Source organism: Bacillus manliponensis (genome assembly GCF_000712595.1).
GTDB classification, from domain to species: Bacteria; Bacillota; Bacilli; order Bacillales; family Bacillaceae_G; genus Bacillus_A; species Bacillus_A manliponensis.
In genome coordinates this window covers 63,613-85,774 of sequence record NZ_JOTN01000005.1, presented here as the reverse complement: position 1 = coordinate 85,774, position 22,162 = coordinate 63,613, and the positions used below count along the sequence as shown (strand labels likewise).

Here is a 22,162-nt window from a genome sequence, read left to right as displayed (position 1 = left end):
CAATGAAAAAATTGACATTCCTATTATGAAATGTCAATTTTTCTTGATTACATGAAACAGCTATTTATCTTTCATAACTTTTTGATTTATCTTTCCAAGGCAATATATAGCTCTCTCCTTTTTCATATAGATAAAGAAGTTTTTGTAAGAAAAGTAGTTTTGGCGTTATTTTAAAAACAAATATAGCTGAACCAATTCCAATAACAGCACCTACAAGAACATCAAAAGGATAATGTACACCTACAAAAACTCGAGAAATAGCTACGCATATCGCTAATACAAACCATATCAATCCCACTCTTTTTCGTACAAGTAAAAAGAAGAACGAAATCGAAAAAAATAAAATGGTATGGTCACTTGGAAATGAATTATCTATCTCATGATCAATCAATTTATTGACATCATTTAATACAGCAAACGGTTGATAATTCGAGTAAAACCTCCCCACTACTTTCCCAATCAATTCAGCGAGTATAAAGGCTAGCAATGCATGAATAATCATCATTCTATTTTTGTTAGAGCGTGTACACCAATAAACAAAAATCGTAAAGGCCAAAACATATATTGTATATTCTGCTATAAAGATCATCACTGGGTTTAAAAACGAATATTGCTTACCAAAGTCATTAATGAATCGAAAAGCATCTACATTGAATTGAAAAAACGACATTGTATAACTCCTCCCCTTACAACCTTCACTGAATATCAGTTTTTTTAAAGTAAGTAATTACTGCTACGAATCCAATGAATGATGTTGCCATAATTAGAACATATGAATATTCGGGTGGATAGGTCGGAAGGAGCTCACTTCTTGCAATGTCTCCAGCAGCTGACCATGGAAATAAATCTCTATGTTCTGAGTTTGCTGCCATCACATTTATCATCGTTATCACAATTGTGAATATGATTGTGGGCACATAGTTTTTTAACATAATTGTTATAAGAATAATAGGAGTTGATAAGATAAATAGTAACACCCCGCCTATCAAAAACTGTCGAAAAGACGTAATCAGTAATGAAACACTGAGGCCATCAAAGGACCCTAGCAAACCAAAGCATAACGTTAATACCCAAGCAACAAAAACTAACATCATGATCCATAAAAACAAAGTAATGAACTTACTCATAATAAAGCTGATTCTAGAGACAGGAATTGTTAACAAATTCTTCAAAGTATCTTCTGCATATTCACGATTAAATAAATAAGCTGTCACCACTCCGTACAAAGGGATACCAATCACTAAAAATGTATATAAATTTGTATCGTAAAAAAGATCATAAAATGTGACTGGTTTTGGTAATTTGTCCGCTTCCCTGTATACATATGAAGCAAATACAATCATAAACGGGGCGACCGCTGCACCAATGATACTAATTAAAAACATTTTAGAGCGTTTTAACTTTAGTAACTCCGTATATAAAAGATTAACCAATTGTTCCACCCCCAACTAATTTCGTAAAGTAATCTTCTAGCTTATCCTCGCTCATCATAATTTTTAAAACTTCAATGTCATTTTGTACAAATACTTTATTGATTTGCCCTTGTTGTCCAAAATGCGAATATACACGAATATTTCCTTCTTCATGAACCTCATAATCAACAATTCCAAAGTAATTCTCTAAAAGCAACGTTGCTTTATTATCATTTAACACTTGAAATTCAATATATTTACGATTTCTTTTTCTTAAATCATCAAACTTAATTTCTTCCAAAAGCTTCCCTTCATGAATAATTCCCATACGATCTACTAATTGCTCTACTTCTGATAAAATATGACTAGATATAAGTAGCGTAATTTTTCTTTCCTCAACTAAACTTTTAAGAAGTCTTCTCATCTCTTTAATACCGATTGGATCTAATCCATTCGTCGGTTCATCTAATATTAGTAATTCTGGATAATGGAGTAACGCTCTTGCAATCCCTAATCGCTGTTTCATTCCTAACGAATAGTTACCAACAAGTTTTTTCGTTTCGTTTTGCAGCCCAACAATTTCTAACGCCTCTTCAATTGCATTTTTCTTATGCACTCCGATAATCTTTGCATTAATTAACAAATTTTCCCTTGCTGTCAAATTTTCATAGAAACCTGGAACTTCAACAATTGACCCAATTCTTTTTAAAATCTCTTTCTGTTTTTTAAACAAATCCTCTCCAAATATTTCGATTTGTCCATAAGTAGGTTTAATTAATCCAAGCAACATTCGAATTGTTGTTGTCTTTCCTGCACCGTTACGACCTAAAAATCCGTAAATCTCTCCTTGTTGCACTGTTATATTCAGATCATCTACAGATTTTTGATCGCCATATATTTTCGTTAAATTCGTTGTTTTTATAATTGCATTCATATAGAATACCTACTTTCTTATATGTTGATAACTTTAGTATAGGAAGACGATTTTAACTGGGGCTTAACCATTTCTTAACTATCTCTTAATTTTGACATGACAAAAGCCACCTAATTCTAGGTGGCTCGCTTCTCATTATTCTATTACTTCACTCCTGGTCTCTTTCCATCTGCAAGTAAACCATTAATCTCATCAATTAACTGCGGAAGTTCACTCATCGTTTCAATGGTAAAATCAGCGCCGTTGTTCATAAAGGATGTTCTTGTTTTAGAAATTATCTCTTCTTTCTCAGATTCTGAAAGACTATGAAACTCTTCTATACTTAATCCCATTTCAGAACTACCTACAATAACACCAATTGACCAAACACCTGCATTTACTCCTTCTTTTATATCAGAAGTCGTATCGCCTACTTTGACGATTTTCCAGGCTGTTTGTAGTTTTAACTTTTCCATATTACGATAAATCATATATGGATATGGACGTCCCATTGCATTTGTGTCATCAGGGGTAACATAACAGTCTGGGCTATATCCTTTTGCTAATGCATTTGACACAACAACATCCATCATCGTGTTTGTATATCCTGTTGTTGAACCCACTTTTAATCCTCGTTCTCTTAAAACTTCCATCGTCTCAATCACTGTTGGAATTGGATTTGTATAGTCAGATAACGTAGCCATCAGTGCTGGCTCAAATTCCGCGTATAGCGCCTCTACATCTTGCTCATGAAAATCTCTACCATATTTTTCTTCCCATAAAGCTGATACTCTCGGCATAGAAAGCATCGCACGAATATGATCAATTTTCAACATTCCCATTGGAGCTCTTGCTTCTTCCATTGTTACGTCAATTCCTGCATTTTTAAAGATATTCACAAATACCTTTACGGGTGCAAAACATCCGAAATCTACTGTTGTTCCTGCCCAATCTAAAATTACGCCTTCTACTTTATTCATTTCGCCACCACTTTCATATATTGTTCTACAATATTGCATAGTTCTACGATATCTTCTTCATAAATTTCACCGATGTTTCCAATGCGGAATGTATCAACATCCGTTAACTTTCCAGGATAAATAATATATCCTTTCTCTTTTATGAATGAATAGAAGTCTTCAAATTTGAACTGTTCATTCGGGAATAAGAACGTTGTAATAATTGGTGATTGTTTATCCGCTGTAATGTAAGCATGAATACCTAACGCTGCCATTCTTTCTCGTAACAACTTATTATTTTTTTCATAACGAGCGAACCGAGCTGGAACGCCGCCTTCTTCCATCAATTCTTCTAGCGCTTTCGAAAAAGCTGCAACGACGTGTGTTGGAGATGTATAACGCCATTTCCCTTCCTTGTCCATCTCTTTCCACTGATCATATAAATCTAGTGATAAGCTACGTGCATTTCCTTCGCATTGTAATAGTTTATCAAGCTTTGCAATGACAAAACCGAATCCGGGAACACCTTGAATACATTTATTTGCACTGCTAATTAAGTAGTGTATTCCAAGTTCAGAAATATTCATTTCCATACCGCCAAAGCTGCTCATTGCATCGACGATAAATGTTTTCTTATATTCCCCCGCTACATTTGAAACCATTTCAATTGGATTTAAAATGCCTGTTGTTGTTTCACAATGAACCATTGCAATATGCGTAATAGAGTCATCCGCTTCTAACATACTTCTAATCTCATCTTCATTTGGATATTCGTTGTATGCAATGCTATACTCCGTAAACTTAAGACCAATATACTGCGCCATTTTTACAATACGCTTACCGTATGCACCGTTCGTTACAATCAATACTTTATCGTCATCCGAAATTGCTGTTGTCAGTACTGCTTCAACTGAGAATGAGCCGCTTCCTTGCATTAGAATCGCCGTATATTCTTCTTTTGATGCATGCGCTAATTCAAGTAACTGTGCTCGAATATGTTGTGTTACTTCTTTATATTCATCATCCCACGTGCAGCGGTCAAAAAGCATTTCTCTCTTTACTCCGCTCGTTGTTGTTAATGGTCCTGGTGTTAAAAGTTTCGCGTTATTCATGTTCTTCTCTCCTTGCAAAATTATTTCGCTGCTTTAAAGAAATCTTGATGCTCTTGTAATAGTTCAACTGTTAATGCTTTTTCAAACTTTTTAGCGTGTGCTGGTTTGTTTGTATCCGCTACTGTTTCACCTTTATAAAGCGCAACTGGATAATGTGTGATTAACTCTTCTCGTGCATCTTTACTAATTGTTTCTGCCATCTCCATCGCTAATTCCGATTTTTTATCATCTTTATCAACAACAGCTACTGATTCTGTATAAGAGAAGTTCCCTTCCGTTGGATCAACATATTGAATTGGCAATCCTGAATCTTTCGCTTCCACCGCTTGGTGACGTAAACCAAACCCAACAGCTACTTCACCAGCTTGTACTTTTTTAATTGGGCCAGAACCTGAACTTTCAAGGTGCGGACCACTATTTGCGATTAAATCATGAAGAACATCTTTTCCTTCTTTCTCCCCGTATTCACTAATAATCGATTGAACTAATAACCATCCTGTTGAAGAATCCATAATGTTAGGAATTGAAACAGTGTCTTTAAATTCTGGTTTTGTTAAATCTTTTATGGAAGTTGGCATTGGCAATCCTTTTTGTTTTAATACTTCTGTATTTACGAAAATTGCGCCTGTATTTCCTAAGATTGGCGTATAATATTTCGGCGTTTGTTCTAACGTTTCTACATCAAATGTTAAATCTTGAAACATATCATGTTGCTGTTCTGCGCTCTCAATAAAGTATGAACTCATCGTTACAACATCCGCTTCAATGTTATCGCCCTCTGCTAAAAGCTTGCCGCCTAATTCAGAAGAACCAAATGATTGAAGAACGTATTTCCCATCATATCCTGCTTCTTTTAACGACTTCTCCATCGCATCAGTAGCCTCTTTATCTCCATTTGTATAAATAACTACTTTCTCACTATCTGCTTTACCCGTACTACAACCTACCATTCCAAACATTAAACCTAAAGCTGTTAACGATACTAATCCTGTTTTTACTTTTTTAAACATCATATCCACCTCATTCATGTTTGAATTGTTTTTTTTGATAATAATCACAAAGCAACTTTACAAGTAGATTTGTGAAGAAAATAAGTAATGATAAAATGAAGATTTCATTAAACTTCGCAAAATGCTGTAATTCTTTAATTTTGCTTGCTACTACTGACGTTTGTGCTGTTACTAAGAAAATAATCCCACTAATCGTCACCATACTATTAATGAAATAGTAGCTAAACATCTCAATGACTGTTGATGCTGAGTTTGGAAGAATAACGCGGTACACTGTTTTGATCCAGCTGTCACCTAATAACTCTCCCGTCGTCTCCCATGTAGGATTCATTTTGGATAATGAATTTTTCGCCATCAAGTACGGCGTCGTAAAGAAATGAACGATGTTACATAAAATAATGATTGTAAATGTTCCTTTTAAACTACTGCCGTTAAATAATAGTAAGTACGATAAACCTAACACCATACCCGGTACTGTATTTGTTAACATGGAAATGACGTCGATAGATCCTTTTCCCTTTAGCGGTGTACGAACGTTTAATATTGCTGCACAAAACGCAATACATGTGCCAAATATTGCTGTTAAGACAGCAATCCATAACGAGTTTTGATAGACCGCTATTAAGTCGCTCGATTGGAACGTACTAATAAAATGCTTCAATGTGAACGAAAAATCATACGGAAAACTACTTAAAAATGGTGCGATAAACATGACAGCGAAAACAGAAAACATTCCGATTAACACTGCGAGTGAAATACTACCAAAGCTAATATCTCTTACTTTATGTTCTGTTAATTCTGCTTCAGAAAACTTATCATAATGAAAATTTAACTTTTCAAGATAGTTTAACAATAAAACTCCAAATATAACTGGCACTAACATAAGAACGGCAATAACTGCACCGTGATTAAAATTCGGAATAGATCCGAGCATTACTTGATATAACTGCGTTGCTACGACAGAATATGTTCCTCCAACTGACGCTGGAATACCAAAATCAGTAAAGCTTAAAATGAAGGATAAGACAAACGCTCCGCCTAATGTCCCAATTAATGGACGAACAATTGTATTGAAAAAGCTACGAATCGTCCCATCCCCCATCAACTTAGAAACAACGATGAATTTTTTATCAATATACTTAAATGAGTTGTTAATAAGTAGAAAAGCTGCCGGTAATGTGTAAATGACATAACCGATTAACAATCCATTAAAACCGTATATATTGAATAAACTTTGACCAAATAACTTTGTAATAATTCCTTGATTCCCGAAAGAATAAATAATCGCAAATCCAAATGTAATCGTAGGAAGTAACATCGGAATAAGAATTCCTATTTTAATCGCTCTTTTTAATGGCTTATATATTCTCGTACAATGAATAGAATACGCAAGTACAAATGCCAAAGTTGTTGTAATTACTGCTGTTATAGTTGAGATTTTAATACTATTTCCCATCGCTTCTAACAATTCTTTATTTGATAGAATTGCAACATAATTTGAGAAATTAAATCCATCACTTGTTTCAAATGAGCGAACAAATAAGACGGCAAGCGGTAGAAATAGAAAAGCTGCAAATAAAAGTAAAATCGGTATATAGATGACTCGCATCATTGGTTTTACGTTAGACATACATTCTCACCAAATAAGTTATATATATTTTGTCTTTTAATCTGTAGTTGTTTTAAAATAAATTCTTCAACGAAATCATTTTTAGGTCTCTTAATAATTTCTTCTGGAGGCCCAAACTGAGAAATCTTCCCTTGATCAATAATTAAAATTTTATCTGATAATGTTAAAGCCTCTTCAGGATCATGTGTAACAATAATTGTCGTTAGCTTAAATTCTTTTGCAATCGATTTAATGCGCTGTTTAATTGACTCTTTAATTACACCATCTAAAGCGCTAAGCGGTTCATCTAGCAATAAAATTTTCGGTTTCGTTACTAGCGTTCTTGCAATCGCTACACGCTGCTTTTGACCACCTGATAGCTCACTTATTTTCTTTGTTAAATGAGGTTTTAGTTCTAGAAAATCAATATATTCTTGTACTTCTTCTTCAGAAACTAACCCCTTCTTATTTCTTAAACCATACACAATATTTTCATATGCATTTAAATGAGGGAAAAGTGCGTAATCTTGGAACACAATGTTAAATCCTCGTTCCTTCATTGGCACGTTACTAACATCTACATCATTGAAAAAGATCTTTCCATTATTCATGTTTGTTAATCCCAAGATAATGTTTAATAAAGTTGTTTTACCACTTCCACTTTGACCTAATAGTGAAACAATCTCTCCTTCTTCAATTTCAAGATTTATATCATCTAAAACGACTTTATTACCAAATTGTTTGCTTATGTTTTTTAGTTTCAGCAAACTGTTCACCTCCCTAAGCACACTTTCAGTATAGAAAAGGTTTGTAAATACAAATCATGATTTATGTAAATGATATGTAAATTCCGCATAACTCTTTCATAACTATTGCATATATTTTAATTAAGTCTTATTGTGTTTTTATATTGAATATACCTTTGATATTCAGTACACTGAAGCTAGTACCGCTTCAAGCAACATTATATTGAATGGGTGATGTTATGTTTCCACTGGAAAGACAAAAGAAGATTCTTGATTTATTAACTGTAAAGAAAGTTCTAAAGATAGCCGAATTAAAAGAAGAACTTGATATTTCTATTGATACTTTGCGTAGAGATATCAATACGCTGACGAAACAAGGCAAAATTGAAAAGATTTACGGCGGAGTCAAAATCGTTGAAACAACATTTGGTGAATCATTAATGCAAGAAAGAATGATTAGTCATATAGAAGAAAAAGAAGCGATTGCCAAGATGTGTAGCGAATATATTCATGATGGAGATTGCATTTATCTTGATAGCGGCTCAACAACATATCAAATCGCAAAATATATTAAACAGAAAAAGAATTTGACTGTTGTAACGAATTCCATCCCAGTTGTAACCGAACTGACAAATAGTGATGTTGAAATTATCATCATCGGAGGAAAAATAAGAAGAAATGAACAATCAGTAGTTGCCTATGATTACATCTTTAACTTTGGTGAGTTAAACATTTTAAAAGCTTTCATTTGCGCAAGCGGAATCACAGTTGAAAAAGGTATTTCCGATTACAACTTGGAAGAAGCAATTACAAGAAAGAAAATTATTGAAATTTCAAAAGAAGTTTATGTCGCTGCTGATAGCACAAAGTTTGGAAAAGATGTAACGGTTGGCATTTCACCTCTTCATAAAATTGATGCTATTATGACAGATAGTAATGTAAATAAAGATTTTATTAAACAATTTCAGAAAACGAGCACGGATTTAATTGTTGCGACTTAAAAAAAGCACTCAGGAACGATGTAAATATCATTCTTGAGTGCTTTTTCTCTTCATAATTTCTTGATATTTTTTTGTTATTCTACGGGAAACAATTATATATTTGAGAGGAGACAACACATTTGAAAAAACTATTACTTAGTAGTTTTGCAATGACATCCCTATTTATCATGACAGCATGCTCTAATGAAACAGAAACAACAACGAAAAAAGAAGAAACTGTACAAACCTCTAAAAAAGGCAATAATGAAACATCTAATACGAATCCACAAGACTTTTATAAAGAACTTTCTTCTGGTAACATTGATCACATTCACGGTATTGGATATGCCGGGAACATCCCTGGTATTTCCATCGCAACTCATAGTGGAATACGAATATACCAAGATGGTAAGTGGTTAGAAACTCCGGTACAAAAACATGATTATATGGGATTTCAAGCTACAAAGGATGGTTTCTTTGCAAGTGGACATCCTGAACCAGGCTCAAAATTAAAAAATCCTTTAGGTTTAACAAAGAGCGTTGATGGTGGGGAAACACTTAAAACATTAGCATTTTACGGTGAATCTGACTTTCATAATCTTGCTGTGGGCTACAATAATGAAGCTATTTATGTGTATAATGAACGTCCAAATTCGAAACTAAAAACTGGATTTTATTTTAGTAAAAACAGTGGAACAGATTGGGAAAGTAGCAAATTAGATGGCATTTCAAGTACGATTAGCTCGTTTGCTGTACATCCTGATAAAGCAAGTATCATTGCAATAAGTGCAAAAGATGGTATTCACCTATCTACAGACTACGGAAATACTTTTCAAATATTTTCTAAATCTGAAGGCACAACTGCATTAACATTTGGCAATGAGGAAATTATTTATTCCCATACTACAAACAAGAAACAGCAAGGACTAACAAAACAATTACTTGCTAACGGTGAAAAAACAGAATTACAAGTTCCACCTTTACATACAAAAGAAGCAATTATGTATATTTCACAAAACCCTCAAAATCCATCTGAAATCGTATTTGTAACGAGTGAAGTCAGTGTATTTCTAACTACTGATAACGGTCAAACATGGAAACAAATTGTAGAAAAAGGAACGCTACAATTCAACTAATATACGATACTTAGAAAAGGAGAATACAACATGTTCTCAACTATTAGCGAGTGGAGTTATCAAATGATGTCTCCATTCATGGAAATTGCTAATTCTACTAATTCCATGCCAATTGTATTTGCATTTTTACTAGGAATGGTAGCTACTCTTGCGCCTTGTCAACTAACGGGAAATATTAGCGCTATGGCGATTTTTGGAAACCGTTCCTTACAAAAAGGAGTTTCCTGGAAACATATATTATTATTTATTTTAGGAAAAATAATCGCTTTTACATTACTCGGATTCATCGTATGGATATTAGGAACAGAAGCACAGCAAACATTAACGTTGTATTTCCCTTGGTTACGTAAAATGATGGGGCCCTTACTTATATTCATTGGTCTTGTATTAATGGGAGTTATAAAGATTAGAGGCTCTATTTTTACATTTTCAACAAAACTGCTAAATAAGCAAAGATCATTTGGTTCATTTTTTATGGGATTTTTCTTTTCTCTAGCATTTTGCCCTACAATGTTTATCATATTTTTCGGAACATTGATACCTTTATCTTTTTCATCTGAAGCTGGATATTCGTTACCGATATTCTTTGCGTTAGGTACTGCCATTCCTGTTATTGTACTAGTAAGTATTATTTCATATCTTGGACTAAATGGAACAGTAATGAAGAAAAGTCGAAAGGCAGGAAAAAGGATTCAAGTTATAGCCGGTGTCTTCATGGTTGTAATAGGAACTTATGATACTTTGCTTTATTGGGCGTAACACGAAGTGAAACTTCACTCCTCACCTTTCTATAGGATTATCAAATCCTAAAGTATCACTTAAAACGTTAAGCTGTAGAGATAAAAATTTTTCTACAGCTTTTTTGTATCTTTATTAATATGTAAATAATTAACAGGCATCTGTATCATATTAATATGTAAAGCTCTCTCTATGAGGTGATAGGATGGAACATACATTTCAAATATTAAAAGTTTTAGGCCGAATTGTCACTATTTTGCCACTAGCACTTTTCGCAACGCTTTATATGGGAAAGCGCTCTATAGGTGAATTGCCGGTATTTGATTTTTTAGTCATTTTAACTTTAGGTGCTGTAGTTGGTGCTGATATTGCAGATCCAAAGATTAATCATATATATACAGCCGTTGCTATTATTGCCATAGCTTTACTACAGAAACTCGTTGCCACTTGGAAAATGAAAAATCGTACAATAGGACGTTTGTTAACATTTGAACCTACAATCGTCATTTATGAAGGACAATTTTTAGTAAACAAAATGAACAAAATACAGTACCCGATTGATACCATTTTACAGATGTTAAGAGAGCAACAAGTTTTTAATGTAAAGGATGTTGAATTAGCTATAGTCGAAGCAAATGGAGATCTATCTGTTAAATTATCTGCTGAAAAAGAAATTGCACGCATTGAACACCTTTCACCACAGCCAAATGTTTTTAATAAGGGAATTGATATACCAGTTATTATTGATGGAGAAATTTATGAAAAGGTCCTATCTTCCAGGAATTTAAATGAATCATGGCTGTATGAAGAGTTAGAAAGAAAGAATATTTTTGATGTGAGAGATGTCTTTTATGCAGCTGTTAACGATATGAATGAACTACATGTAAGCATGAAAAATACAGACATCATAAAAAAGGTTCCACCTATTTTACACTAGAGAAGAAAAGTGGATACTATGCTATATATTAAACATAGTATCCACTCATAATCAAAGTAGATTTAATGCTACGGAAATATGAAGAATGCATGATGTTTACAACAAACATCACTTTTCTATAGCATTCCATTTTCCTGACTTTTTCAATAGAATCATAAACCAAACAAGACTGAAACCAATGATAGAATGAGAGGCCCCTATTATATAAGTTAACCCTTTAAAATCAGCTCCATTTAGTTGAAGAAGCCCTCTAGCAGCCATTGAGCCCACTGTTGAAACGACTCCCACGTTATAGAAAATAAACCATAAATTAAAGCTTTTCACCTCATGTACTGCAAACACTTTCGATACAACTAACGCAATTAAAAAGAATAGAAAACCAAGTACTAATGCATGTGTATGTAAAAGGTTTAGTAAAGTAGATCCTAAAATCCCCTTTGATTTTGCATATTCTCTCGCAAATACCCCTGAGAATAAACCAATAAGTAAATAAGTGAACGATGCGTAATATAACTTTTTCATTCTTTACCTCCTAAAATTTCGTTTTACTTCACATATCAAATTGAATATATAAAGTATTCCAACTATGAATAACTGGAAATATTTTGTTATTCATAAATAACAAAAGTTACATAATAAAAAACCCCTAGTTACCTAGGAGTCATAGTATAGCTAATTTACTTTTGTAAAAGTTTATTATAATTATAAAATATCCTATTATACAAAACAAATGAACATTATGTGAATAAAGTGCAACTTCATTCAGTAGGGGGCTTCATCCCCTACTGATTGCCAGCCCGTTAATGCGGGATAAATTCAACCTTTTTCATTCCAATCCCAAGTTACATTTAAACGATAACCTAGTCCACGTACTGTTTCAATCGCATTCTCAATCCCAAGTAACATAAACTTTTTACGAAGGCGTGTAACGTTTACATTAAGCGTATTATCTTCAATGAAGCTTTCTTCATCCCAAAGTGCAGTTAATAACTCTTCACGATTCGCAGCACGAGGATACTTACATAATAATAATTCTGCTAAAATTGCTTCTTTCTTTGTAAGAAAACTTTGTTCTTCTCTGAAGCGAATTTCCGTTCTCTCAGGGAGTAATTTTAAGCCTTGAACTGTAACAATACGCTCTGAAATATTTAAGGCATATTCACCATAGACTCGGCGTAATCGTCCTTTTATTTTTGCCATTACAACGTCATAATGGAGTGGCTTTATCATATAATCATCCGCACCATTTTCAATCGCCATAATTTGTTCCATCTCACCAGCACGATCAGAGATGAAGATGATTGGACAGTTAGATTCAGCACGAATTTGATGACACCAATAAAAACCATCGAATATAGGTAAAGTTACATTTAATAACACAAGATGAGGTTGCATCGTACGAAACGTATCCATTATATTATGAAAATCATTCACTACAACTGTCTCATAATCATATTTTCTAATGTGAGATTGTAATAATGAAGAGATATTACAATCCCCTTCTATAATTAAAATTTTATACATGTATGAACTCCCTTATATAACTGAACTATCGATCCTAATTTCAGCTATTTACTACCCTCTATCTTTACTACTCGTACTTTTCTCTTTGTATATACATAAAAAATACTACATACCACTGCAACTATTGCTCCAAAATATAGACCATACTGCGTCGCAAGTTTCACGATTGCTTCAATGTGCTTTCCAAATGTAGAACCAAGTATAAAATAAAGCAGCGTCCAAAAAAATCCAGTTGTATACGAATACAGCACATATCTTTGATATGACATATGATTCATTCCAACTAAATACGGAACAATATGTCTAACAAATGGGATGAAATAACTCATTACTAATGCGTAATGCCCATATTTATGAACTAATTGTTGGGACTTTTCAAGATGCTTTGTCTTCGTCTTTTCCATCATTTTATCAACCACTTTTACACCAAACACTCTGCCAAGTATATAACCAATTGAAAGCCCTGATACAACGCCTAAATACGTTAATATAAAAGCTGGAACAACATGTAATATACCAAGTGATGATACAAAACCACCACTCATCACAATCATTTCATCTGGAATTGGCATACCAATAATCCCAAGCCATAAACAAAAGAACAAGGCTGCGTAACCATACTGTTCAATATATAAAATCAGTTCATTTAACTCCATTTTCCATATGCACCCCTTTTTTATTTTTACAGCTAAACACGTAAGCCGGCGGGACATTTAACCAAACTTTTTTAAGTGAAATTTCTGAAAAAAACGTTTGGATAAATGACTTTTTCGCAAGTGAATATTGAAACGTTATAAATTCTCCATTTTCCCGTAATGCCCCCTGCACGTTGTGTAAAATACGTGATGATACACTCTTTGGCAAAGATGTAAACGGTAGACCAGATAATACATAATCAATTTCTGTTATATGCAACTCTTCCATATACTTTTGAATATTTTCAGCCGATCCATGTATAACAAATACGTTTGAATCATCTTTAAACTGCTCCCGTAATTGCTTACAAAACACTTCATTAATTTCAATCAAAATACATTTTGTTTCATCTTTTTTTCTTCTCATCATCTCTTTTGTAAATACACCTGTTCCAGGCCCTAATTCTACAATGCATTTTGCACTTTCAAAATCGATTACCTCTACCATTTTTTTTGCTAATATTTTTGAACTAGGTGCAATTGCCCCAGTATGTTTTGGTTGTTTAATAAATTGAGTTAAGAACGTAATAAATTGCATGAATTCTCCCTCCGATTCAACACTACTGTGTAAGATAGTTCCTAGTATATACATCGTTTCTTAAAAAATATTTAGGGGATTTCTTAAGTTTTTCTTAATATTGAGTTCTCCGTGTATATACTTTTCAGGTTCAGTTTCTTAAATACCTTTTATTATCAAAAAACTGCACCTATAGAAATTAATGTCTAAAAGTAGCATACAAAAAAATCGAGCATAAAATCTTTATGACTTCATACTCGATTTCTATTGTTTTTACACCTTATCTAAACTACTTCATCTAAAAGATAATATCTTTCTTCTCATCACTCCGGTATATTAGAAACCTCTGGATTCGGAACATAACCAGATGTGAAATCCTTATATTCTAATTCTGTTACCATTCCTGCAGCTGCATGATGTAAATCATGACAGTGGAACATCCAGTCCCCTGGGTTATCCGCTACAAAAGCGACTTCATATTCTTCACCTGGTTTTAAGTTCAATGTATCTTTCACAATTGGAGAGCCTTCTACCGGTTTTCCATTTTTACTTAACACTTGGAAGAAGTGCCCGTGTAAATGCATAGGATGATCATCCATTTTAGAAAGGTTCACTAATTTTACTTTTACTAAATCACCTTTCTTCACTTGAATCGGGCTAATATTAGGATATATTTCTCCATTAATGGTATAGACCATTTCGTGGTCATTCATTTCCGTATTTAAGTCCATCGTATATGTGACATCATACTGTCCGTCTAAAGTAAGGCTGCCAACTCTTTTGCCACCATATTTCGTCATATCCAGTGCTGGTAACTTTTCTTGTTCATTTGCCTTATCTTTCATTTTTTTACTTTCTTCATATTCAATAACCGCTTTCATTCCTTTTCGTCCTTTCCCCCAGCCATGGTCTTCTACATACCATTTACCAGGGTTGTTTGCTGTAAACTCTACATCGTATCTCTCGCCTGGTGCAATCGCAATTACTTGGTCTTTCACCACCGATGGATCATGAATTGGCTGTCCGTCTGTTGCAACGACTTTTATATCATGACCGTGAACATGAATGTTATGTGATAAGTAACCTGCATTAACGAACCTTAGTCTTACTTTCTCCCCTTTTTTCACTTTCAATGTTTCTACTAAATCGCCACTCTTACCGTTAATTGTGAATAAATCATACATACTCATATCATGACCTTGCATACCACCTGAATTGTGATCCATTTCCCCCATGTCCATGTTAGAGTGATCCATACCACTCATATCTCCATGATTCATAGTAGACGATTTGCCTTCTAACATCCCTTTTACTTGTGCATCAATTTGTTCTTTATCTGTTACCCACTCATCTAACATTAACGTGTAGTCTTTATCATATTTGTCGTCTTTACCTTCTACAATAAGAGCACCGTACAAACCACGATCTAATTGATTAGAAGAATCTTGATGAGAATGATACCAATATGTCCCTGGTACATTTGCTTCAAATTCATACGTAAAGCTCTTTCCTGGTTCGACTGCATCTTGCGTTACTCCCGGTACTCCATCCATATTGTTTGGAACCGGATATCCATGCCAATGAATTGATGCCGGAGCAGGTAGTTCGTTCTTTAATGTAATTTTAACCTTCTCACCTTGCTTCACACGAATTTCTGGTCCAGGTGCTGAACCATTAAAGGTCCATACTGGTACAACAACACCGTTATCTAACTGTTGCTTTGCTTCTTTTGCCACTAACGTAACTTCTGGTCCTTCTATCATTTTCAATGGTTTTACTGCCGTTTCCGTTTGCTTAACTTTTTTACTACTTTTCTCTTTTTCACTTACTGTATCTGTTGTTCCAGAGCATGCCGCAATGAGAGATATAGCAGTTACTGATATCGCAGTTAATATAGGCTTTTTCATAAAAATGCCCCCTTTATTTACTTTGAGGCAATTATATATAATGATTATCGAGAAATTTTGGAGACGTAAAAAACGACTTTCTCCATAATTTCTTCAATATCTTTTAGTAAAATAGATTATATTTATATATAGTACAATCAAGGAGGCTTTTATGATCCGTATATTATTAGTAGATGATGAACCACGTATGTTAGATTTACTTTCATTGTATTTAACTCCTCGTGGTTATCACTGTACAAAAGCAACTTCTGGAAAAGAAGCTCTTTCACTTATAGACCAAACAACTTTCCGCTTAATTTTACTTGATATTATGATGCCTGAAATGGATGGCTGGGAGACTTGTGCGCGAATTCGTGAATTTAATCATGTTCCAATCATTATGCTAACAGCTCGCGATGATACAGAAGATGTTGTACAAGGGTTAAAAAAAGGTGCAGACGATTATATTACAAAACCATTTTATGAAGAAGAATTACTTGCTCGTATAGAGGCTGTGCTTCGCAGAACAAAGCAACATCATACGGTAGATTTTAAAGGATTAATTTGGAACGAAACAAAACATATCGCTTCTTTATATGAAAATATATTATTATTAACACCAATTGAATTTTCACTACTCGGCCTCTTCTTAAATAATTTAGATTATGTCTTTAGTCGTGAACAACTGATTGAACGAATTTGGGGCCACTCTACAGAGACGGAAGATCGAACTGTTGATTCTCATATTCGTAACTTACGTGATAAACTACGAAAAGCGTCCTTCCCAATTGACGACCATTTAAAAACCATTTATGGAATCGGATATCGCTGGGCAAGTGAAGAGAATATGAAGTAATAAGGATAGTGGATAAGCATGAAAAATATCACTGTAAAATTTGGATTTTACTTTTTTATTTGTACATTTCTTATTGAAAGTATTTTATTTTTATTATTATATTACAGCTTAGTAAATACGAGAGTACAAGAGGAGGTTACCTCCCTTCTTGCTAGAGGGAATAGCCACCGTGACGTATTGGAAAAACATTTTGATGAGCAAACGATATCTCACGTCGCTCTCATGGAATCTGAAGCAAACACAAAAGTTGTTGTTACATCTGAAACAGGAGAAATCCTGGCATCATCACAAGATATCGATAACTCTATGAAAAAGCACTTATATACACAAATGAAAACAGGGCGCAAAAATGATTCCGTCGTAGACGATCATTGGAAAACATCAAATTATATTTGCACAGTAAGTCCAATCAAGATTGATGGTAATATAAAAGGCAATGTGTACATGTTTTTAGGTACAGAATCTATTAAACAAATGATTCAACGCTTAACCTATCAATTCATTGTCGCTGGGATAATCACATTTATCCTTACTGTTATTACAATGTTCTTACTTTCCCGTTTCTTAACAAACCCTTTAATTAAAATGAAAAAGGCAACTGAAAAAATGAGTAAAGGTGACCTATCTTTATCTTTAAATATTAATAGAAACGATGAAGTAGGAGAACTTGCCCACTCCATTCAAACACTTGCAAATGATTTAGACTATATGAAAAAAGAACGAAGTGAGTTTTTATCTAGTGTTGCTCATGAACTAAGGACCCCTTTAACTTACATTAGAGGTTATGCCGATATTATTTTAAAAACAAATATGTCCGCGCAAGAAAAAGAACATTATTTATCTATTATTAAAGAAGAAGCCGATCACGTAACACGGCTCGTTCAAGATTTATTTGAATTAGCTAAAATGGAAAAACATAATTTTGTTATTCAAACAAAGGAAACAAGTTTGTATGACTTGTTACATAAAGTAATAACAAAAATACAACCTGCTTATCTTGATAAAAATATACAAATTATGTTCACATGTCCAAATCCTATTATACTTTCACTTGATGAGCAACGCTTCGAACAAGTGGTGTTGAATCTACTAAACAATGCTTACTCTCATTCTAGCACCGACTCAAAAATCTTCGTGAAAGTTACAAATAACAATACTCATATTGAGATTGAGATAGAAGATGAAGGAGAAGGAATTCCAGAGCAAGACCTCCCTCATATTTTCGAACGGTTTTATCGAGTTGATAAATCAAGAACCCGCGCTACAGGTGGCAGTGGTCTTGGATTAGCTATTGTAAAAGAAATTGTAGAGTTACATGGAGGCAGTATTTCTGTAAGCAGTAAACTTGGTCACGGAACAGTGTTTACAATCTTTCTTAACAAATAACATCCTCCAACAATTCAATTGAATTGTTGGAGGATAACTTATTCTCTAAAACTCAAACTCAAATGTCTTCCGCTTATGTGTAAATTGAAACCTTAATTTCTCGGCTAAACGAACTGACTCTACATTTGTTTCAAGTGTTGACCAAATAGGAGTCATTCCATTACGTAGGCACTCTTCTAAGTAAGCTATACATGCAGCTGTCGCAAGTCCTTTTCCCATTTCATCATCATCATATGTTTCTACACTAATTTCATGCTCACTCCCATTTACAGTGCACGAGAAACAAGCACTTACAACTTCCTCCCCCTTCATTACACAGTAGCCAAATCCGTACTCTATAAAATCATCTATTGAATACCAGACCTCAGATAACACATCATGTAAAGTGTGATTCAGATCATCATGTATCACGTTACAATCTACTTTTTCTAATGTATAACCAGCAGGTAACCCTTTATATGATTGCTTAACAACGTGAAATTGATCCATCTGTAATTGATAGTAAAGCTCATAATCCCAGTCGTATTCACGGTGCGAAAACGTATTCTCTAATACTTTCTCCCAATCTTCATCATTCAAAACTGTAAGAAAATACGTACCTCTACACGATTCATACGTATCTATTTTTAACTGCCCTTCCACAAAGTCACGTAAATGCGGAATAAAATGCTCATTGCTTGAATCACCAATAAGCATAGAATTTATCCCAATTACATCCACTAATGCTGTTTTAGGATTCTTCACATTATCTACGTAAACCGCACCTCTATTTGTCCCGTTTATAATCGCATTTAGTGCAATATCATCAGTTCGTTTAGATATTTCTAGTAATGGCTTGATTTTGAAATAGTCGTTTTTATTGAGTTTATAAATCATCGTATTCGCCCACCTTTATATTCCTTATTTTAGTTAAAGGTCACCCTATTCTTCTTACTTTTTCACAAAACCAGTACAAACAATTAGCGCATAAGCCCACATTAACCACGAAGCAAAAAATTTGTCCGCATGCGTAGGTAAATTAACGAATACATTATCAAAATAGACTAATACAACCGCATCAATAAGCATTCCCGGAAATCACCCTTCCTAGCAATCCACCACCAACATTTGCACTAACGTAAATACCCATAATTCTACCGCGATGTTTTGCTGGAAATTCTTCAGAAGCATACGCCATAATAACAGCGGTAACACATGGAATAAATAAGCCGTATACAAAACGCCAAAATAAAAGTTCACTAAATGAATTTGATATAAAAATCATTACACTCGGTATGATTAAGGCAATACTTGCTAGTAAAATGACTTTCTTCCGATCATACAGATCAAATAATGGTGCTAAAACAAATGAAGTAACTGCTAATGTGATAATTGTAATAGAAATGGTGTGACTGACTGCGGAGATTGATAACTGAAACTCTTCTTCCCAAATTGGTAGTAACGGCTGAGGAGCATAAAGAAGAATGAATGCGTTTGCTGTTGCGAGAAATAGTACGAGAAACCTCATAGCTTTATTCACTTCCTTATCGAGAACTATCATAAACTACTAGGAATAGTATAACATTTTATTTGGTTTAATTTTACATTTATAAACCCTCTTAATCTTTTTAAAAATCACCCTTTCCCAAGTACCAACATATCTCCAATCAATTTATTTGAAAAGTCAATCTTTTTATATTATGCTCATTGTATACAAACTACTAAGGGGGAGTTTTCATGAAAGCGGTTGGTTTATATAAATACTTACCCATCAACCATGAAGAAAGTTTATTAGATTTAGAGATTACAAAACCTTCACCAAATAAACGAGAACTATTAGTAAAAATTCATGCGATTTCAGTGAACCCAATTGATACAAAGGTAAGAGCACCAAAAGAAATCATTGAAGAAACACCGAAGATTTTAGGATGGGATGCTGTCGGTGTGGTTGAGGATACTGGAGAAGACTGTACATTATTTAAGCGGGGTGATTACGTATACTATGCAGGAAGCATTACAAAGCAAGGTGCAAACAGTGAGTATCATATCGTTGATGAGCGAATTGTAGCTAAAAAACCTGAAACACTGAGCGATGCAGAAGCAGCTGCCCTGCCGTTAACAGCTATTACAGCATGGGAAGGTTTATTTGAGCGATTAGCAATTGATTTGCATAGTAATAACGAAGGAAAAACGATTTTAATCATCGGCGGAGCTGGTGGTGTTGGATCGATTTGTATTCAATTAGCCAAGCTTGCTGGATTAACAGTTATTGCAACTGCATCTCGCCAAGAGACAATAGATTGGTGTAAACAGCTAGGTGCGGATTACATCATCAATCATTACAAACCATTTGCTGAGCAATTACGAGAACTAAATATAAACGAAGTAGACTATATATATTGCCTAAATAATACAGATCAACACTGGAATAACATGGCAGATACGATTAAACCACAAGGTAAAATTTGTTCTATCGTATCTAACGAAACCAACCTCGATTTAGATGTTTTAAAAAACAAAAGCGCCACGTTCGTATGGGAAATGATGTTCACAAAAGCAATGTACGAAACAAAAGATATGGAAACGCAGCATCAATTACTTTCTGAAGTAGCTAAATTCATTGATGAAGGAAAATTAAAAACGACGCTCACAACAACAATGTCTCCAATCAACGCTGAAAACTTAAAGAAAGCTCATCAAATGATTGAGTCTGGTAAAACAATTGGAAAAATTGTATTAGAGAGTTTTGAATAAAAGAAAAGTTACAGCCATTTTCACATGGCTGTAACTTGTTTCACATACCAGTTGGTGCAACCCTATCACCAACCGGAACATCTCTTCCATTTTTCACATGAACCCCACCTGTTGGCATAGTCGGCCCATCAATATCACGAAAATATAATGGTAACCCTTCTGTTAAAAACATATTTGTCTCTTCTGGATTTTGACGCTGATGATGAATATGCAAATGTGGTTCACTCGAGTTGCCAGAGTTGCCAACTTCAGCAAGTACTTCCCCTTCTGTTACATATTGTCCTTTTTTTACCTTTACGGATCCTTTCTTTAAATGGCTCATTACAATATACGTTCCTGTTTCTTCTAATTGTAAATACACATAATTCCCAAACATTGAATCATTATTCCCTTTCCCTGGCGTTACATCTTTTTCACTATTATGCACTGCAATAATTTTCCCTGAAGCTGGTGCGACTATTTCCATTCCATATATGTCATAATCCTCTAGCTTCCCCCTTTTCGCTCCTTTTGACGGTAACACGAAGTCATATGCCCAACGTTGATTGGGTGCAATCGTATGGTAATTGGTTTCAATTTCATCTCCGCCCCAGCCAACAACTACAGGTTCATTCATCGGTAAACGAATAGTTGCTACGGGGGTAACCGAATGAACATCTACTGGATAGGCCATTTGTGATATACCAACAAACCAAGAGAATGGCCAGGCAACGAAAATGGAAGTAATAAAAATAAGAGTTGTATTTCTATGTACCTTTATTTGTTTAATCTTCTTCGCTATGATCAAAATAAACGAAATAATTAATATAACAATCCCAACTATACTACACGCTTGAATACTCCACCAAGCTACCACAGCAGGAACACCGCTGATGATAAAAACCGTTCCCCAGCTAAATATGATAAATACAATTAACAATGTTAGTATTATTCTTTGAAACATCGTATCCCTCCTCCTGTAACTAGATTACAAAATAGAAGTTACGATAAAAGAAAGAAATACTTACGACTTT

24 protein-coding genes are annotated in these 22,162 nt (G+C 34.1%); 7 read left to right on the top strand and 17 right to left on the bottom strand.

The annotated features are described in order from the left end of the window. Positions 1–64: 64 nt before the first annotated feature. The 8 genes from BAMA_RS07910 to BAMA_RS07875 form a co-directional block, all read right to left on the bottom strand. Positions 65–670, bottom strand: a complete 606-nt coding sequence (locus tag BAMA_RS07910) for an undecaprenyl-diphosphatase (protein WP_034638050.1) — start codon at positions 668–670, stop codon at positions 65–67. 25 nt (positions 671–695) lie between these two features. Continuing rightward, entirely contained in the window at positions 696–1,433 is a 738-nt protein-coding gene (locus tag BAMA_RS07905) for an ABC transporter permease (protein ID WP_034638048.1), read from the bottom strand. Further along, the gene (locus BAMA_RS07900; RefSeq protein ID WP_034638044.1) at positions 1,426–2,346 is read right to left on the bottom strand and encodes an ABC transporter ATP-binding protein; all 921 of its coding nucleotides are present in this window, start codon (positions 2,344–2,346) and stop codon (positions 1,426–1,428) included. Before BAMA_RS07900 ends, BAMA_RS07905 begins: the two co-directional genes overlap by 8 nt. A 143-nt stretch (positions 2,347–2,489) precedes the next feature. Then, positions 2,490–3,305 (bottom strand): phosphonoacetaldehyde hydrolase, encoded by an 816-nt coding sequence (phnX, locus tag BAMA_RS07895; RefSeq protein ID WP_034638041.1) that lies wholly within the window; start codon positions 3,303–3,305, stop codon positions 2,490–2,492. Continuing rightward, the gene (gene phnW / locus BAMA_RS07890; protein ID WP_034638038.1) at positions 3,302–4,396 is read right to left on the bottom strand and encodes a 2-aminoethylphosphonate--pyruvate transaminase; all 1,095 of its coding nucleotides are present in this window, start codon (positions 4,394–4,396) and stop codon (positions 3,302–3,304) included. Before phnW ends, phnX begins: the two co-directional genes overlap by 4 nt. A gap of 20 nt (positions 4,397–4,416) precedes the next feature. Then, entirely contained in the window at positions 4,417–5,406 is a 990-nt protein-coding gene (locus BAMA_RS07885; protein ID WP_034638035.1) for an extracellular solute-binding protein, read from the bottom strand. A gap of 10 nt (positions 5,407–5,416) precedes the next feature. Continuing rightward, entirely contained in the window at positions 5,417–7,036 is a 1,620-nt protein-coding gene (locus BAMA_RS07880; RefSeq protein WP_034638033.1) for an ABC transporter permease subunit, read from the bottom strand. Next, a complete protein-coding gene (locus BAMA_RS07875; protein WP_034638031.1) occupies positions 7,024–7,782 on the bottom strand; it encodes an ABC transporter ATP-binding protein in 759 nt (252 codons plus the stop codon). The genes BAMA_RS07880 and BAMA_RS07875 overlap by 13 nt, the downstream gene beginning before the upstream one ends. Positions 7,783–8,000: 218 nt before the next feature. On the opposite strand from BAMA_RS07875, the gene BAMA_RS07870 reads away from it, so the two are divergent. The 4 genes from BAMA_RS07870 to BAMA_RS07855 all read left to right on the top strand — a co-directional run bounded on the left by BAMA_RS07870 (position 8,001) and on the right by BAMA_RS07855 (position 11,552). Beyond that, entirely contained in the window at positions 8,001–8,762 is a 762-nt protein-coding gene (locus BAMA_RS07870; protein ID WP_034638028.1) for a DeoR/GlpR family DNA-binding transcription regulator, read from the top strand. Positions 8,763–8,881: 119 nt separating this feature from the next. Then, entirely contained in the window at positions 8,882–9,877 is a 996-nt protein-coding gene (locus BAMA_RS07865) for a F510_1955 family glycosylhydrolase (RefSeq protein ID WP_034638025.1), read from the top strand. A 30-nt stretch (positions 9,878–9,907) separates the two neighbouring features. Then, complete coding sequence (locus tag BAMA_RS07860) at positions 9,908–10,636, top strand: urease accessory protein UreH domain-containing protein (RefSeq protein WP_235184433.1); 729 nt, start codon at positions 9,908–9,910, stop codon at positions 10,634–10,636. A 184-nt stretch (positions 10,637–10,820) separates the two neighbouring features. Then, positions 10,821–11,552 (top strand): DUF421 domain-containing protein, encoded by a 732-nt coding sequence (locus BAMA_RS07855; RefSeq protein WP_034638022.1) that lies wholly within the window; start codon positions 10,821–10,823, stop codon positions 11,550–11,552. Positions 11,553–11,660: 108 nt separating this feature from the next. Here the strand turns inward: BAMA_RS07855 and BAMA_RS07850 are convergent, their stop codons facing one another. The 5 genes from BAMA_RS07850 to BAMA_RS07830 form a co-directional block, all read right to left on the bottom strand. After that, positions 11,661–12,074: a DUF2871 domain-containing protein gene (locus BAMA_RS07850; protein ID WP_034638020.1), complete on the bottom strand. Its 414-nt coding sequence runs from the start codon at positions 12,072–12,074 to the stop codon at positions 11,661–11,663. A 294-nt stretch (positions 12,075–12,368) separates the two neighbouring features. Then, positions 12,369–13,076, bottom strand: a complete 708-nt coding sequence (locus tag BAMA_RS07845) for a response regulator transcription factor (RefSeq protein WP_034638017.1) — start codon at positions 13,074–13,076, stop codon at positions 12,369–12,371. Positions 13,077–13,120: 44 nt separating this feature from the next. Then, positions 13,121–13,732, bottom strand: coding sequence for a DedA family protein (locus tag BAMA_RS07840; protein WP_034638014.1), 612 nt, complete (start codon positions 13,730–13,732; stop codon positions 13,121–13,123). After that, on the bottom strand, positions 13,719–14,309 hold the full coding sequence (locus BAMA_RS07835; protein WP_034638012.1) for a class I SAM-dependent methyltransferase: 591 nt from the start codon (positions 14,307–14,309) through the stop codon (positions 13,719–13,721). Before BAMA_RS07835 ends, BAMA_RS07840 begins: the two co-directional genes overlap by 14 nt. Positions 14,310–14,611: 302 nt before the next feature. Next, positions 14,612–16,195: a multicopper oxidase family protein gene (locus BAMA_RS07830; protein ID WP_034638011.1), complete on the bottom strand. Its 1,584-nt coding sequence runs from the start codon at positions 16,193–16,195 to the stop codon at positions 14,612–14,614. Positions 16,196–16,346: 151 nt separating this feature from the next. Here BAMA_RS07830 and BAMA_RS07825 point away from each other — a divergent pair, with 151 nt between their 5' ends. Both BAMA_RS07825 and BAMA_RS07820 read left to right on the top strand, forming a co-directional pair. After that, entirely contained in the window at positions 16,347–17,030 is a 684-nt protein-coding gene (locus BAMA_RS07825; protein WP_034638009.1) for a response regulator transcription factor, read from the top strand. An 18-nt stretch (positions 17,031–17,048) separates the two neighbouring features. Beyond that, a complete protein-coding gene (locus tag BAMA_RS07820; protein ID WP_034638006.1) occupies positions 17,049–18,416 on the top strand; it encodes a sensor histidine kinase in 1,368 nt (455 codons plus the stop codon). A 45-nt stretch (positions 18,417–18,461) separates the two neighbouring features. On the opposite strand, the gene BAMA_RS07815 is transcribed toward BAMA_RS07820, so the two are convergent. From BAMA_RS07815 to BAMA_RS07805, 3 genes are read right to left on the bottom strand one after another with little or no spacing between them, the layout of a single operon-like run. Beyond that, positions 18,462–19,292, bottom strand: coding sequence for a GNAT family N-acetyltransferase (locus BAMA_RS07815; protein ID WP_034638003.1), 831 nt, complete (start codon positions 19,290–19,292; stop codon positions 18,462–18,464). Between the two features lie 54 nt (positions 19,293–19,346). Further along, on the bottom strand, positions 19,347–19,484 hold the full coding sequence (locus BAMA_RS24730; protein ID WP_162176058.1) for a DUF5367 family protein: 138 nt from the start codon (positions 19,482–19,484) through the stop codon (positions 19,347–19,349). Further along, complete coding sequence (locus tag BAMA_RS07805; protein WP_051758892.1) at positions 19,474–19,923, bottom strand: MFS transporter; 450 nt, start codon at positions 19,921–19,923, stop codon at positions 19,474–19,476. Before BAMA_RS07805 ends, BAMA_RS24730 begins: the two co-directional genes overlap by 11 nt. Before the next feature lie 209 nt (positions 19,924–20,132). Between BAMA_RS07805 and BAMA_RS07800 the strand changes: the two genes are divergently transcribed. Continuing rightward, positions 20,133–21,149: a zinc-binding alcohol dehydrogenase family protein gene (locus BAMA_RS07800; RefSeq protein ID WP_034638000.1), complete on the top strand. Its 1,017-nt coding sequence runs from the start codon at positions 20,133–20,135 to the stop codon at positions 21,147–21,149. A 40-nt stretch (positions 21,150–21,189) separates the two neighbouring features. Here the strand turns inward: BAMA_RS07800 and BAMA_RS07795 are convergent, their stop codons facing one another. Next, complete coding sequence (locus tag BAMA_RS07795) at positions 21,190–22,092, bottom strand: M23 family metallopeptidase (protein WP_034637996.1); 903 nt, start codon at positions 22,090–22,092, stop codon at positions 21,190–21,192. Positions 22,093–22,162: the final 70 nt, after the last annotated feature.